15 protein-coding genes and 1 pseudogene are annotated in these 12,571 nt (G+C 73.4%); 8 read left to right on the forward strand and 8 right to left on the reverse strand.

The window, feature by feature from the left end; all coding sequences use genetic code 11:
- Positions 1-64: 64 nt before the first annotated feature.
- Positions 65-578 (reverse strand): annotated as a pseudogene (locus C1708_RS34515) (5-methyltetrahydropteroyltriglutamate--homocysteine S-methyltransferase); the annotation flags it as partial.
- Between the two features lie 400 nt (positions 579-978).
- On the opposite strand from C1708_RS34515, the gene C1708_RS29140 reads away from it, so the two are divergent.
- The 4 genes from C1708_RS29140 to C1708_RS29155 all read left to right on the forward strand — a co-directional run bounded on the left by C1708_RS29140 (position 979) and on the right by C1708_RS29155 (position 2,654).
- The gene (locus C1708_RS29140; RefSeq protein WP_106415480.1) at positions 979-1,314 is read left to right on the forward strand and encodes an ArsR/SmtB family transcription factor; all 336 of its coding nucleotides are present in this window, start codon (positions 979-981) and stop codon (positions 1,312-1,314) included.
- On the forward strand, positions 1,315-2,022 hold the full coding sequence (locus C1708_RS29145; RefSeq protein WP_106415481.1) for a cation efflux transmembrane domain-containing protein: 708 nt from the start codon (positions 1,315-1,317) through the stop codon (positions 2,020-2,022).
- A gap of 66 nt (positions 2,023-2,088) precedes the next feature.
- Positions 2,089-2,241, forward strand: a complete 153-nt coding sequence (locus C1708_RS34085; RefSeq protein WP_157951297.1) for a hypothetical protein — start codon at positions 2,089-2,091, stop codon at positions 2,239-2,241.
- A 167-nt stretch (positions 2,242-2,408) separates the two neighbouring features.
- Positions 2,409-2,654 carry a hypothetical protein gene (locus C1708_RS29155; RefSeq protein WP_106415483.1) on the forward strand — a complete coding sequence of 82 codons (246 nt, stop codon included), beginning with the start codon at positions 2,409-2,411 and terminating at the stop codon, positions 2,652-2,654.
- A gap of 42 nt (positions 2,655-2,696) precedes the next feature.
- On the opposite strand, the gene C1708_RS29160 is transcribed toward C1708_RS29155, so the two are convergent.
- A complete protein-coding gene (locus tag C1708_RS29160; protein ID WP_106415484.1) occupies positions 2,697-4,595 on the reverse strand; it encodes an SMI1/KNR4 family protein in 1,899 nt (632 codons plus the stop codon).
- Positions 4,596-4,714: 119 nt separating this feature from the next.
- Here C1708_RS29160 and C1708_RS29165 point away from each other — a divergent pair, with 119 nt between their 5' ends.
- The 4 genes from C1708_RS29165 (at position 4,715) to C1708_RS29180 (ending at position 8,338) form a co-directional block, all read left to right on the forward strand.
- A complete protein-coding gene (locus tag C1708_RS29165; protein WP_106415485.1) occupies positions 4,715-4,960 on the forward strand; it encodes a DUF5133 domain-containing protein in 246 nt (81 codons plus the stop codon).
- Between the two features lie 95 nt (positions 4,961-5,055).
- Complete coding sequence (locus tag C1708_RS29170; RefSeq protein WP_106415486.1) at positions 5,056-5,658, forward strand: GOLPH3/VPS74 family protein; 603 nt, start codon at positions 5,056-5,058, stop codon at positions 5,656-5,658.
- Between the two features lie 538 nt (positions 5,659-6,196).
- Complete coding sequence (locus C1708_RS29175; RefSeq protein ID WP_106415487.1) at positions 6,197-7,258, forward strand: right-handed parallel beta-helix repeat-containing protein; 1,062 nt, start codon at positions 6,197-6,199, stop codon at positions 7,256-7,258.
- A gap of 51 nt (positions 7,259-7,309) precedes the next feature.
- Complete coding sequence (locus C1708_RS29180; RefSeq protein WP_106415488.1) at positions 7,310-8,338, forward strand: methyltransferase; 1,029 nt, start codon at positions 7,310-7,312, stop codon at positions 8,336-8,338.
- An 85-nt stretch (positions 8,339-8,423) separates the two neighbouring features.
- Here C1708_RS29180 and C1708_RS29185 read toward each other — a convergent pair whose 3' ends face one another.
- From C1708_RS29185 to C1708_RS29210, 6 genes are read right to left on the reverse strand one after another with little or no spacing between them, the layout of a single operon-like run.
- Complete coding sequence (locus C1708_RS29185) at positions 8,424-8,759, reverse strand: TcmI family type II polyketide cyclase (protein WP_106415489.1); 336 nt, start codon at positions 8,757-8,759, stop codon at positions 8,424-8,426.
- Positions 8,760-8,793: 34 nt separating this feature from the next.
- Positions 8,794-9,276: an SRPBCC family protein gene (locus tag C1708_RS29190; RefSeq protein WP_106415490.1), complete on the reverse strand. Its 483-nt coding sequence runs from the start codon at positions 9,274-9,276 to the stop codon at positions 8,794-8,796.
- A 2-nt stretch (positions 9,277-9,278) separates the two neighbouring features.
- Positions 9,279-9,539, reverse strand: a complete 261-nt coding sequence (locus C1708_RS29195; RefSeq protein ID WP_106415491.1) for an acyl carrier protein — start codon at positions 9,537-9,539, stop codon at positions 9,279-9,281.
- A gap of 26 nt (positions 9,540-9,565) precedes the next feature.
- Positions 9,566-10,810, reverse strand: coding sequence for a ketosynthase chain-length factor (locus C1708_RS29200; RefSeq protein ID WP_106415492.1), 1,245 nt, complete (start codon positions 10,808-10,810; stop codon positions 9,566-9,568).
- Positions 10,807-12,075, reverse strand: a complete 1,269-nt coding sequence (locus C1708_RS29205; RefSeq protein ID WP_106415493.1) for a beta-ketoacyl-[acyl-carrier-protein] synthase family protein — start codon at positions 12,073-12,075, stop codon at positions 10,807-10,809. Before C1708_RS29205 ends, C1708_RS29200 begins: the two co-directional genes overlap by 4 nt.
- Positions 12,072-12,539, reverse strand: coding sequence for a cupin domain-containing protein (locus C1708_RS29210; RefSeq protein WP_106415494.1), 468 nt, complete (start codon positions 12,537-12,539; stop codon positions 12,072-12,074). The genes C1708_RS29205 and C1708_RS29210 overlap by 4 nt, the downstream gene beginning before the upstream one ends.
- Between the last annotated feature and the right edge of the window lie 32 nt (positions 12,540-12,571).

Below are 12,571 nucleotides of genomic sequence, written 5' to 3' on the forward strand. Positions count from 1 at the left end.
CATCCGTTCCGGGCTGTGCCGCTCACCGGGCCGGAAGCCGTGCGCCCAGCCCGGTGAGCCGGGGTCAGGAGGGGACAGCTCCGCGGAGGGTGCGGGCGGCGGCCACCGGGTGTTCGAGCGAGGCGCGGGCCTCGGGTCAGGAGCGGGTCTTCGGACCACGGTCGGGGTTGACCCAGAGACGTTCGGCGGGGACGGCCTTGAGGCCGGTGCGCAGGAGGTCCGCGGCCTCGTCGGTGCTCGGGGTGCGCGGGGAGAGGATGTCGTACACGCCGGTCCGGCCTCGCGCGGGTGGCCGCGGGCGGCGGGTTCGCGGGAGACCTGCATGGGGGAGCGGGCCGCCTCCAGGCTGATGACGTCGGCGTCGAGGTCGTCGATGGCCTGGACGATGCCGCCGAACTCGGCGTAGCACACGTGGGTGTGGACCGGGGTGCGCCCGGGCGGACGCCGGACGTGGCGAGCCGGAAGGCTTCGGTGGCCCAGGCCAGGTGTCCGGCCCGGTCCGCGGTGCGCAGCGGCAGCGTCTCACGCAGGGCGGGTTCGTCCACCTGGACGACGGCCGCGCCCACCGCCCGCAGGTCGGCCAGGACCTCGGCGTAGACGGACAGGAGCCGGCCCGGATGCCCCCGCCCCCTGGACGACTGCATCCGGACGCTCCACGCCCAGGCGACGGCCACGGACACGGCCGGGGAACGCCGGTTGCTCCCGGGCCGCTCTCCGGCCCGGCACCTCAGCCGCAGCCGGCTTGTCCGCCGCCTCCGTCCGCTCGGCATCCGGCCTCGCACGGTCCGCGGCACCGCACTCGTCGAGCCGGCTTCCGAGCTGCCCGCGGTCATAGCCAGCCGGCTGCCCGGCGTCCACCAGAACACCGCCGACTCCTGGAAGTGCATCGGTGGGCAGGACAACGCCTGCGCCGAGGAGGTCACCGGCCTCCCATGATCCAGGATTCTCTGAATTCAGGATTTGATGTACTCTCAGGGGGTGCCGACACTCGCTGCTGACATCGAGGTGCTGGCGCGGTTCGGCCGCGCCCTCGCCGACCCCATCCGCTGCCGCATCCTGCTCGCCCTCCGCCAGACCCCCGCCTACCCGGCCGACCTGGCCGACGCCCTGGGCATCTCCCGCACTCGGCTGTCGAACCACCTGGCCTGCCTGCGCGACTGCGGCCTGGTCGTCACCGTCCCCGACGGCCGACGCTCACGCTACGAACTCGCCGACGAACGCCTCGGCCACGCGCTCGACGACCTGCGGACAGCTGTCGTCGCGGTCGAGGTGGACAAGACTTGCCCGGATGCGGACGAGAAGGGCTGCTGCTGAATGACCGCGCTGTCCCTCCGCCCCAGCCCGGTCCGCCGTGACACGCTCACCCGGCGCATACGCCTGCTCGTCGCCGCGACCATCGCCTACAACGTCATCGAAGCCGTGGTCGCGATCACCGCAGGCACTCTGGCCTCGTCGACCGCCCTGATCGGCTTCGGACTCGACTCCGTCATCGAGGTCTCCTCCGCCACAGCGGTCGCCTGGCAGTTCTCCGCCGGCGACCCCGCTGTCCGCGAAGCACGCGAGCAGCGCACTCTGCGGATCATCGCCGTGTCGTTCTTCGCGCTCGCGGCCTACGTCACCGTCGATGCCGCCCGCGCGCTGACCGGCACCGGCGAGGCCGGCCACTCGATCACCGGCATCGTCCTCGCCGCCCTTTCGCTGGCGATCATGCCCTTCCTGTCGGCAGCCCAACGCAAGGCCGGCCGCGAGCTCGGCTCCGCCTCCGCGGTCGCCGACTCCAAGCAGACCCTGCTGTGCACCTACCTCTCCGCCGTGCTCCTGGTCGGCCTGCTGGCCAACCTGCTGCTCGGCTGGTCCTGGGCCGACCCGATCGCCGCCCTCGTCATCGCCGCGATCGCCGTCAAGGAGGGCCGCGACGCCTGGCAGGGGAAGGGCTGCTGCGCGCCGACCGCCCCCACCGCGCCGCCAGTGTCCGGAACGCTGATGGGCTGCGGCTGCGGCTCGGGATGCTCCTGCTGCTGAACCGCTCACCTCAGTGAACGCCCCGGCTCGACCTTCGAGCCGGGGCGAAGGCTCACCGTCGATCGCATGGGAGCCATGCGGATCTCCCAGCTCGCCGCCGGGGAACTGCCGGAGTCCCGAGCCGTGGACCGGACGGAGTCGGACCGGACGGCGTGCTCCAGGGCGGCGTCCTGGGGCTCCCGCCCACCGCCCAGCAGGGACCACATGCACACCGGGTGACCACGCGTGGATTTCCGCCGGGGTGGCGGAACGCGCCGTGGCGCAGACCGACCGGCACGCCAAGGACCCCGTTCCGGTGTCGCGCCGGCCCCATGCCGCGGTGGGCGTTTCGCGCTGTCCGTCACCGGGAACCCGGCGGGCCGCCGACGCCGACGAGAGGAACGGACATGACCGGGCAGCAGGACCAGGACACCGACCGCTACGGCCGGGCGCGCAGCGGCGAGGAGCCCGGCGCCCACTCCGGCGGTGAGCAGCAGGCGCAGGACCGGACGATCCCGGGCGAGGGGAGCGCCAAGGAGGGCTACCAGACCGGCCGCGGCACGACGGCGGGCAACCCCCTGGAGGGGGTCGAGGCTCCCGCGGACGCCGAGGACGAGGAGAGCGGGGACACCGAGGACCGCCAGGGTTCGTGACCGCCGGCCGGTCACGAGGGGCGGGCCCCGCGACCGGCGTCCTCACGCCATGGACCACACCAGGTACGTCTCGCCGTCCCGCGGCGGCCGGGTCCACGAACGGGTGGTGACGGTGTGCAGACGGCCGTTCAGGAGAGCGTGGCGGGGGAGACGGACGCCGAAGTGCTCGGCCACGGCTTCCAGCAGCGGCCGTTCCGCCGCGGCGCCGGCCCCGGGCACGGCGAAGAAGCGGTCCGGGTCCAGTGCCCGGGGGATGTCACCGGTGCGCCGGATCTCGCCGTCCGTGCAGGTGAAGGCGTACTCCCGCGTGCCGTCGCGTGCCACCGAGAGGTGGAAGAACGACTCTCCGCGCCGGGCTCCGAGGTCGCTCCACACCACCACCGCGCGGGTGCCCGCAGCGGCGGACGCGGCGGGGGAGACGAAGCGCCGAGGGGCGAACGGGGCCGGGTCCCCGTCGAAGGCGAAGCTCCATCCGGCGCCGGCCCGGCCGACCGCCATGACCGGCCTGTCCTCGTAGGACGAGGACTCCCTTGGGCCGCGCGGCAGGTGCCATCGCGCCTCCCGGAGGGTCCTGGGGGCGTCGAGCGCCGCACCCTCCGCGTCCTCGTCGCCCAGACGCGCGGGCAGGTCCTCCGGCTCCACCCCTTCCACCAGGACGAAGCGGTAGGGCCCTCGTCCGCCTCCCGGTCCGGGATCCACGAGCCAGGCCAGGCCGGGCGGGTCGAGGCCGGGCGTCGGGGCGGGCGCCTCTCCCGGGTGCCCGCCCCTGGGGGTGGACAGCAGTTCGCGGCCCCGTTCCACGGTGAGCAGCGGCCCGAGGACCGGGTCGGCCACCCAGCCGAGGGGCACCAAGTGGTCCGGGCCCAGTGGCCGCCACAGGGGCAGCGCGTCCGTCAAGGTGCGCCATGCCTGGTCGGTGTCGCCCCAGCGGGCCAGCTCGCGTGCCCGGTCGACCGCCTCGCCGAAGGGGCCGGGGGCCGTGTACCGGTACGCGCCGGCGCGCACCTGCTCCAGGGTCGCGAAGACCTGGGACACCAGGGCGTCGTCCGCACCCCGCAGGGGGAAGGTCAGGGAGGCGTCGCCGCGGTAGGAGTGGGCGGCGTGCTCGGCCGCCAGGGGAGGCAGGAGCTCGGGAGCGTACCTCGGGTCGGTCACCACGTCGGGGAAGTACACCAGGTGAGTCCGGCCGAGCAGGCGGCGTATCTGGTCGCCCAGACCCCTGGCCCGCGGTCTGCCGTACTCCTCGGCCTCGTCCAGCGTCTTCAGCGCCCTCTCCCAGTCGCCGCGCAGCGCGTCCCGGCGGGCCTCGTCCACCCGGGCGTCCAGCTCCCGGGTCGTGTCGTTGACGAACGCGGGCTCCCGGCCGGTGCGGTGCGCCCGGAGGCTGTGGAACTCCCGGTACATCGCCTCCATGAAGGACCCGAAGTCCGTGTACCGCTTCGGTGCGTCGGCACGCCAGCTCGCCCAGGTGTACACGGCCCACTCGCCGTCCTCGTCCACGTCCTCCGGGTCCAGCAGGACGTACGTGGCGTCGGACCGGACGTCGAGCTGGAGTCCGCGCCGCCAGATGCCCGCCTCCCGCCACTCCTCCGGGCCGGCGTCCTCGTCCAGGTCCTCCTCGTACATGTCCGCCAGCTCCGACTCGTTGTCGTGCCGGCGCGCGTCCGCCGTCCCCGCCAGCAGCCACACGAACCCGCCCGCGTGCCGCCAGCCGTCGGTGACCAGGAGGAAGGATCGGTACGACGGAGGCATACGCCGGCCGAGGCGCTCCTCCATCGCCGTGACCCGCTCCTGCGACGCGGGCGGGAAACCCAGCCACCGCGCCCGCCGCGCCGCCTCGTCGTCCGGGTCCCGCGCCTCGTCGTGCGGCAGGGAGTCCGCCCACTCACCGCTCCACCGCAGCAGGAAGGTCCGCCAGCCGAAGGCCGTGTGTCCCGTCATGCGCCGATGCTGTCACCCGCCACTGACAGACCGACAGGCATGGACCTCTCCGGGCGGGGCAATCGCAAGCCTGGCGCCCCGCTGTGGGACGGCCTTCGACGAGGGGAGAGGAAGCGACCATGATCATGCCGGCGGAGAAGGAGCTGCGTGCGGTGCTGGCCCGGTTCGCGCAGGCGCGGATCGAGCACGACGTGCTGCCCACCGGCCACACCAGCCGTGCGCTCGAGGACGCCACCTACACGCTGTGCGTGATGACCGGCTCCCGCACCGCCGAGCAGGCCCTGCGTGCCGCCGACGCCCTGCTCGAGCAGTACCGGGCGGGCCGCGCCGGCCTCCGCCAGGCGGACGAGACGCTCGCCGCGTGAGGAAGCCCGGCAGCGGGGAGCAACGGGGGCGCGTCGGGCGGGTGCGGGTGTGCGACCGTTGAGTCAACGGCCTTCCGCCCACACCGGAGTTGCTCATGACCACAGCGCGTGACCTGGCCCTCGTCGCCGCCGACCCGCGGGACGGCGCCGTCGTGGAGCAGGGCGATCTGTCGCTCGCCCTCGCCGGGGCGGAACTGATCGACCTCCTCGACGCCGGAACCCTCGCCCTCGACGGCACCCGCCTGGTCCCCGACGGGCCCGCGCCGGCCGGCGACCCCCTGCTGTCCGAGGCCGCGCAGCGGCCGGCGGACGGGGGACCGGGCGAGACCGTGGAGGACTGGCTCTGGCGCCGTGGCCGCGACCTCGCGGCCCGCTACCGGTCTGTACTGGAGGCGGAAGGGCTGCTCGCGCCCGAGCGGCGGACCCGCAACCCGCTGCGGCGGCAGCGCACCGCGCCGGCCGACCCGTCGGGGGTCCGGGCGGCGAGGGAGCGCTGGACGTCGGGCGACCCCGTGCTCGGCGCCCTCGCGGCCGCCGCCGGGCTGACCGAGCGGGGCGGCGACGAACCGGCCGGGCTCGCCGACGACCACACGGCGGTGCTGGCCGCCGTGCTCCAGGCGGTCACGGAACTGGCCGGCGAACGGCAGCGCCGCACCATCGAGGCCGCGGCCTTCGACAACATCTGGCGCGGCAACTGACCGGCGTCCGCCGCCCGCCCCGGCGGGCCCGGCCGTCCCGTGCCGCCGCCTCCGCCCCCGTGCACCGGCGGTGGGACGGACACACGCGTGCGTGTGCCGCGGGAGGGGGTGGCACCGGCGTCATCCCGCCCGTCCTCACCCGGCCTCCCTCTGCCACCACCCGGTTCGGTGCCCGGCCGGCCCCCGGCCGGGCATCCCCGTGACGCGGGCCGTCAGGCCGCCGTGCCGTCGCCGTCCCGGCAGGTCCCCGGGACGCGCGGCCCCGCCTCGCTGATCGTCGGGGACGCCGGGACGCGTGCCGCAGCCGGTCCACCGGCGCCTCTGACGGGCGGCCGGGCGGTGCGACGCCGGGGGCGCGTTCCCGATGGTGCAGTGGGGCGCCCGGCCACCGGTCGAACGGGCGAGCGGTCAGGTGGGAGGTCGCGGAACCGGTGCCGCGGACGGACGGAACACGGCGCGGCGACGACCCCCGCGAGTCCGCGTCCGGCTGGGTGATCACCGGTGGCGGGCCACCGGGGCCGCTCATAGCTTCGGCCTCATGAACAAACGTCACATCGCGTGTGTCGCCTGCATCACCGCCGTCGTCGCGGCCGGGATCGGTGCCGCGCCCTCGACCCCCCAGACGACCGTGCACCGCGTGCAGCCCGGGCAGTCCATCCAGAAGGCCGTGGACGCGGCCCGGTCCGGGGACACCGTGCTGATCGCCGCCGGCACCTACGAGCAGAGCGTCGACATCACCCGCTCCGGCATCACCCTGCGCGGCGACGCCGCCGGCCGCACCGTCCTGGAGCCCCCCGCGAGCCCCGGGACGTCCGCCTGCGCCGAGGCGGGCAACGGCGTCTGCGTCACCGGCACCGACAAGAAGCCCCTCAAGGACGTCTCCGTACGGTCCCTGACGGTGCGCGGGTTCGCGAAGAACGGCGTGTGGGCCACCGGCACCGAGAACCTGAAGGTGCGGTCCGTGACCGCCGAGAAGAACGGCCAGTGGGGCATCGCCGCCGAACGCTCCACGCGCAGCGTGATCAGCCACAACGTCACCCGAGGGAACGGCGACGCCGGACTGTTCGTGGCGAACACCGTCGACACCGAGGAAGGCGCGCGCGACGCGAAGAAGACGGTGATCCGCCACAACGAGACGACGGAGAACCGGGTCGGCGTCACCGTGCGGCGGCTGCGGAACCTCAGCGTCGACCACAACGAGGCCACCGGCAACTGCGCCGCCGTGTTCGTCGTCGGCGACGAGTCCGAGCCCCGCGCCGGACACCTCAGCGTCTCCTGGAACCACGTCCACGCCAACAACAAGTACTGCGCCGCGACGCCCCGGCTGCCCTTCCTCCAGGGCTCGGGCATCATTCTCACCGGCGTCGAGGAGACCCGGGTGGCGTTCAACCGGGTCGAGAACAACAAGGGCGCCTCCCCGCTCTCCGGCGGCATCGTGCTCTTCAAGAGCCTCGTCGGCATGCCCAGCGAGCGCAACGACGTCCGCGACAACCTGGTGACCGGCAACAGCCCCGCCGACCTCGCCAACCGCGACACCGCCACCACCAACACCTTCAGCCGCAACACCTGCACACTCTCCGAGCCCGCCGGAATGTGCTGACCCGACCGCCTTCCCCCCACCCACGGCACCACAGCAGAAGCGAGGCAACGGATGACCACCGTTGATCCGGCTCCCCCACCGCCCATGCGGCTGAGGGAGCTCGTGTTCGGGGCGGCCTGCGCGGCCGCCGTACGCGCCGCCGTCCGTCTGGGCGTGCCCGACGCGCTGGACGACGACCCCATGACCGTCGACGACCTGGCGGCGGCGGTGAAGACCCAGCCGCACACCCTGCGGCGGCTGCTGCGCGCGCTGTCGTGCCAGGGCGTCTTCGCCGAGAACCCCGACGGCACCTTCGAGCACACCGACATGTCCCGGCTGCTGCGCGAGGACGACCCGCACAGCCTGCGCTACATCGCCCTGTGGTGCACCGAGCCCTGGACCTGGAACGTGTGGCCCCGGCTCGACGAGGCGGTGCGCACCGGCGGCAACGTCTTCGAGGACGTGTACGACCGGGAGTTCTTCACCTACCTCAACGAGTCGGCGCCCGAGTCCGCCCACGTCTTCAACCGGGCCATGACCACCTCCAGCGAGCAGTCCGCGCGGGACGTGGCCAAGCTCCTGGACCTGGGCGACGCCGCCTCCGTGGCGGACATCGGCGGCGGCCAGGGCCACGTCCTGGCCAGCCTCCTGGAGAAGCACCCTCACCTGCACGGCACCCTGCTCGACCTGCCGGGAGTCGTCGAGAACGCCGACCCCCGGCTGCGGGACGGCGGGACGCTCGCCGCCCGGGCCCGCGTCGTGGCCGGTGACTGCCGCGAGGAGGTGCCCGTCGAAGCGGACGTGTACATCATCAAGAACGTCCTGGAGTGGGACGACGACAGCACCCGCCGGGTGCTGGCCGCCATCCGCCGGTCGGCACGCCCCGCCGCCCGGGTCGTGGTGATCGAGAACCTCGTCGACGACACCCCGTCCATGCGCTTCACCACCGCCATGGACCTGCTGCTGCTCCTGAACGTCGGGGGCGCCAAGCACACCCGGCGGAGCATGGTGGACCGGCTCACCGGGGCGGGCCTGGTCATCGGCGAGATCCGCCCGGTCAACGCCTACCTGCACGCCTTCGAATGCACCGTTCCCGGCTGATCCCGGGACCCCCGCACACCCCGAGGCCGCCGGCTCCGCGACTGACGCGGAACCGGCGGCCTCGGGCCTTCGTGTGTGCGGCGGCTCAGGAGCCGGCGCCGCGCTCCCAGCGGTAGAAGCACTGTGCCATGGCGTCCTTCGGGCCGCGCCACGTCGCCGGGTCGTACGGGCTGACGTACGCCTCCAGCTCCTGGCTGATGCGGCGGAACTCGGGGTGCGAGGCCACCTTCGCGATGGCGGGCGCCGGGTCCTGTTCCGACTCGATGAGGTGCAGGTACACGTCGTCCCCGAACCGGAAGAGGCTGCGCCGGCTGACGCCGACCAGGTGAGGCAGCTCACCCCGGTCCGACGCGGCGAACACGTCGGCGATGTCCGGCGCCGAACCGGGCTTCATCCGGGCGACGATCAGGGCGTGGTGCATGGGATTCCTTCCGGGTCCCCGGCGGGACCGGTGCTCAGCGCGAGGACGCGACGGACGCGGTCTCGGTCTCGCGGGCGGCCTGCTCGATCTTGTCCCGGATGAGCGCCATCTGGGTGCGGGAGTTGCGGTTGATGTTGTCCGTCATCCAGGCGTCGTCCACCGGCGCGTCGGGCTTCATCGCGAAGTCCTGCGTCCAGCGCATCTCGATGCCGCCCGGCACCTCCTCGTACTCCCACAGGATGTCCATGTGGGCGAACGGGCCGGTCTCGACGCGGCGGGCGCGCACCCTCCGCTTCTCGCGGTCCGGGGTGCGCTCCGACACCCAGCTCCACACCTTGCCGTTCTCGTCCGGGTGCATGGTCAGCCGGAACGTCGTCGTGGCGCCCTCCCGGGAGAGGATGTCCACCGACGCGTACTCGCTGAACAGCCGCGGCCAGTTCTCCAGGTCGTTGGTCATCTCCCAGACGAGGTCGAAGGGAGCGTCGATGGTGATGCTGTTCTCGGTGTGTCCTGCCACTTTCAGGCTCCAGCCGTGAGGGTGCTGTTGACGAGGTCCAGGAACTCGCGGGGCGTCCTGCAGCGCTCGGAGTCGGGCGGCAGGGAGGCGCCGTACCGGTTCTCCAGCTCGCCGACGATGCCGAGCAGACCGAGCGAGTCGAGACCGAAGGAGTCGAAGGGGGACTCCGCGGCGTCCTCGAGTTCCTCGGGGGCGACGGTGATGCCGGCCGCCTGCTTCATCAGCGCGGCCAGTTCGTCGAAGGTCACTTCGGTGGTGATCATGGGTGACCGCTCCTTCCCCGCCCGGATCACCGGGCGGAATCGTCACCGCGGCGCACGACCAGCGCCGCGTTGGAGCCCATCAGTCCCCGGCTGAGGACGAGGGCGGTGCGCAGCTCGGCGGGGCGAGCGTGCGACGTCACCAGATCGAGGTCGTGGCAGATGTCGAACACGTTGGGCGTGGGCGGCACCTGACCGTGCTCCATGGCCAGCAGCGCCGCCACCGTGTCCAGCACCGGAGCGGCGCAGTGGGCGCGGCCGAATCCGGTCTTGGGCGCCGTCACCGGCACCCGGGCGCCGTGCGCGCCGAGGGCGTCGGCGATCGCCAGCGCCTCCGCGCGGTCCGCCTCGGGCACGCCCAGGGCGTCGGCGAACACGACGTCGATCTCCTCCGGTGCGACGCCCGCGTCGTCGAGGGCGCCGGTGATGGCGTGGGCGAGGCCCTCACGGGACTCCGCCCAGCGGGACGCCCCGGTGAACGTGGCCGCGTGACCGGCCACGACACCCCGCACGGGCACCCCGCGCTCACGGGCCCGCTCCTCGTCCTCGACGACGAGCAGGGCACCGCCCTCGGCGGGCACGAACCCGCACGCCTTCTCGGTGAACGGGCGGTAGGCGCGGCCGGGGTCGTCGAGGGTGCTGAGCTCGGGGTAGCCGAGCTGGCACACCATCGAGTACGGGGCCAGCGGCGCCTCCGCCGCCCCCACCACCATCACGTCGGTGCCGCGCCGCACCGTACGGGCCGCGTGCGCGAGGGAGTCCAGACCGCCCGCCTCGTCGCTCGCCACCACCCCGCACGGCCCCTTCAGGCCGCCGCGGATGGAGATCTGCCCGGTGCTCGCCGCGTAGAACCACGCGATGGACTGGTACGGGCCGACGAACTTGGAGCCCTGGCCCCACAGCTTCTGCAGTTCGCGCTGGCCGAACTCGCCGCCGCCGGAGCCGGCCGCGGTGACCACGCCGACCGAGTACGGGTCGGAGGGCTCGCCGCCCAGGCCCGCGTCGTCGAGGGCGAGCGCCGCCGCGGCCATCGCGAAATGACTGAACCGGTCGGTCTGCACCAGGAAGCGGTCCTCGATGAGGGCCGCCGGGTCGAAGGACCGCACCTCGCCCGCCACCCGCAGCGGCAGGTGCTCGCAGCCCTCACGGGTGATCAGGTCCAGTACGCCGAGGCCTTCGCGCACCGACTTCCAGTACGCGTCGGTCCGCAGTCCGTTGGGCGCGACCACACCGATGCCGGTGACGGCCGCACGCCCGGAACGCCGCTTGCTCATCGTGTCCTCCCGCCCGTCCCGGACAGCAGCACCGCGGACTGGAAACCGCCGAACCCGCTGCCGACGGAGAGCACGTGCTCCAGCTTCCGCGGGCGGGCGGTGCGCGGCACGTAGTCCAGGTCGCACTCCGGGTCGGGGGTCTCGTAGTTCGCCGTCGGCGGCACGGCCTGGTGCTGCAGCGCGAGCACGCAGGCGACCACCTCGATCGCGCCGATGGCGCCGAGCGAGTGCCCCACCATCGACTTGATGGAGCTCATGGGCGTCTCGTACGCGTGCGCGCCCAGCGACCGCTTCACCGCGGCCGTCTCGTGCCGGTCGTTCTGCCGGGTGCCGGAACCGTGCGCGTTGACGTAGTCGATCCGGGTGGGATCGATACGGGCCTGGTCGAGGGTGCTGTCGATGGCGCGGGCCATCTCCAGGCCCTCACTGGTCAGGCCGGTCATGTGGTAGGCGTTGCCGTAGGTGGCGTAGCCGCTGATCTCGCAGAGGATGTCCGCGCCGCGGGCCCGCGCGTGCTCGTACTCCTCCAGCACCAGCACCGCCGCGCCCTCGCCCATCACGAACCCGTCGCGGCGGGCGTCGAACGGCCGCGACGCGTGCTCGGCGTCGTCGTTGTTGGGCGACGTCGCCTTGATGGCGTCGAAGCAGGCCATCGTGATCGGGGAGATCGGCGAGTCCGACGCCCCCGCGATGCAGACGTCGGCCCGCCCCTCGGCGACGGTGTGGAAGGCGTAGCCGACCGCGTCGAGTCCGGAGGTGCAGCCGGTGGAGACCGTCTGCACCGGGCCCCGGGCGCCGAACTGCTCGGCCACCGTGGAGGCGAGGGTGCTCGGCGAGAACGCCCGGTGCAGCTTCGGCTCCGCCTTGGTGTGGTCCACGTCCCAGCGCCGGCCGCTCTCGCTGACCAGCACGTAGTCGTGTTCCAGCCGGGTGGTGCCGCCGACCGCGCTGCCCAGCGACACCGCGGTGCGCCACGGGTCCGTGGCCCCGGTGTCCAGCCCGGACTGCCGGACCGCCTCCCGGGCCGCGACCACGGCGAACTGGATGTAGCGGTCGGAGTGCTGGCACAGGTCCGCGTCCAGGCCGTGCTCGAACGGGTCGAAGTCGCACTCGGCGGCGATGCGCGAGCGCAGACCCGCCGGGTCGAACAGGGTGATGCCGCGGGTCGCGGTGCGGCCGGCCGCCAGCAGGTCCCAGAACGCCGTCGTTCCGATGCCGCCGGGAGCGACCACACCGATGCCGGTGACGGCCACTCGCCGGGTCACTTTATGGCCTCGCTCGGCTCGGCCGGACGGCCCGCCTCCGGCCCGCCCACCGTCAACTGCGGCCCGGACAGCGCGCCTTCGGTCTCCTCCGTGTCGACGTGCCCGAGGCTCGGGTGGGGCGCGAGAGGACCCAGGTGGAACACCATGCGGGCCTCCTCGTCGCCGACGTTGCGGAACCGGTGCCGCATGTCGATCGGGATCATCAGCCCCTGCTCGGCGCGGAGCGCGAACGGCTCGCCGTCCAGGTCCACCTCGAGCGAGCCGGTGACGACGTACACGAACTCCTCGGAGTAGGGGTGGTAGTGCTCGGCGATCCGCTCGCCGGGCTTGATGACGGCCAGCCCCATGAAGCCGCTCGTGGAGCCCACGGTGGCCGGGGTGAGCAGGGTCCTCAGGTCACCCCCGCGCCGGCGGTTGGGTTCCGTCTCGCTCAGGTCCACGATGCGTGGATGCTGCTTGGACATGGTTGTTACCTCCGGGTGTTCCGGTGACGTCC

Source organism: Streptomyces sp. DH-12, assembly GCF_002899455.1.
GTDB lineage: Bacteria > Actinomycetota > Actinomycetes > Streptomycetales > Streptomycetaceae > Streptomyces.

Bases quoted from the DNA above. Each gene is read 5' to 3' on its own strand.
- C1708_RS29160 (WP_106415484.1), bottom strand. From the start codon at position 4,595: ATGACGGGACACACGGCCTTCGGCTGGCGGACCTTCCTGCTGCGGTGG.
- C1708_RS29180 (WP_106415488.1), top strand. From the start codon at position 7,310: ATGACCACCGTTGATCCGGCTCCCCCACCGCCCATGCGGCTGAGGGAG.
- C1708_RS29185 (WP_106415489.1), bottom strand. From the start codon at position 8,759: ATGCACCACGCCCTGATCGTCGCCCGGATGAAGCCCGGTTCGGCGCCG.
- C1708_RS29145 (WP_106415481.1), top strand. From the start codon at position 1,315: ATGACCGCGCTGTCCCTCCGCCCCAGCCCGGTCCGCCGTGACACGCTC.
- C1708_RS29210 (WP_106415494.1), bottom strand. From the start codon at position 12,539: ATGTCCAAGCAGCATCCACGCATCGTGGACCTGAGCGAGACGGAACCC.
- C1708_RS29155 (WP_106415483.1), top strand. From the start codon at position 2,409: ATGACCGGGCAGCAGGACCAGGACACCGACCGCTACGGCCGGGCGCGC.
- C1708_RS29170 (WP_106415486.1), top strand. From the start codon at position 5,056: ATGACCACAGCGCGTGACCTGGCCCTCGTCGCCGCCGACCCGCGGGAC.
- C1708_RS29165 (WP_106415485.1), top strand. From the start codon at position 4,715: ATGATCATGCCGGCGGAGAAGGAGCTGCGTGCGGTGCTGGCCCGGTTC.
- C1708_RS29200 (WP_106415492.1), bottom strand. From the start codon at position 10,810: ATGAGCAAGCGGCGTTCCGGGCGTGCGGCCGTCACCGGCATCGGTGTG.
- C1708_RS29195 (WP_106415491.1), bottom strand. From the start codon at position 9,539: ATGATCACCACCGAAGTGACCTTCGACGAACTGGCCGCGCTGATGAAG.
- C1708_RS34085 (WP_157951297.1), top strand. From the start codon at position 2,089: ATGGGAGCCATGCGGATCTCCCAGCTCGCCGCCGGGGAACTGCCGGAG.
- C1708_RS29175 (WP_106415487.1), top strand. From the start codon at position 6,197: ATGAACAAACGTCACATCGCGTGTGTCGCCTGCATCACCGCCGTCGTC.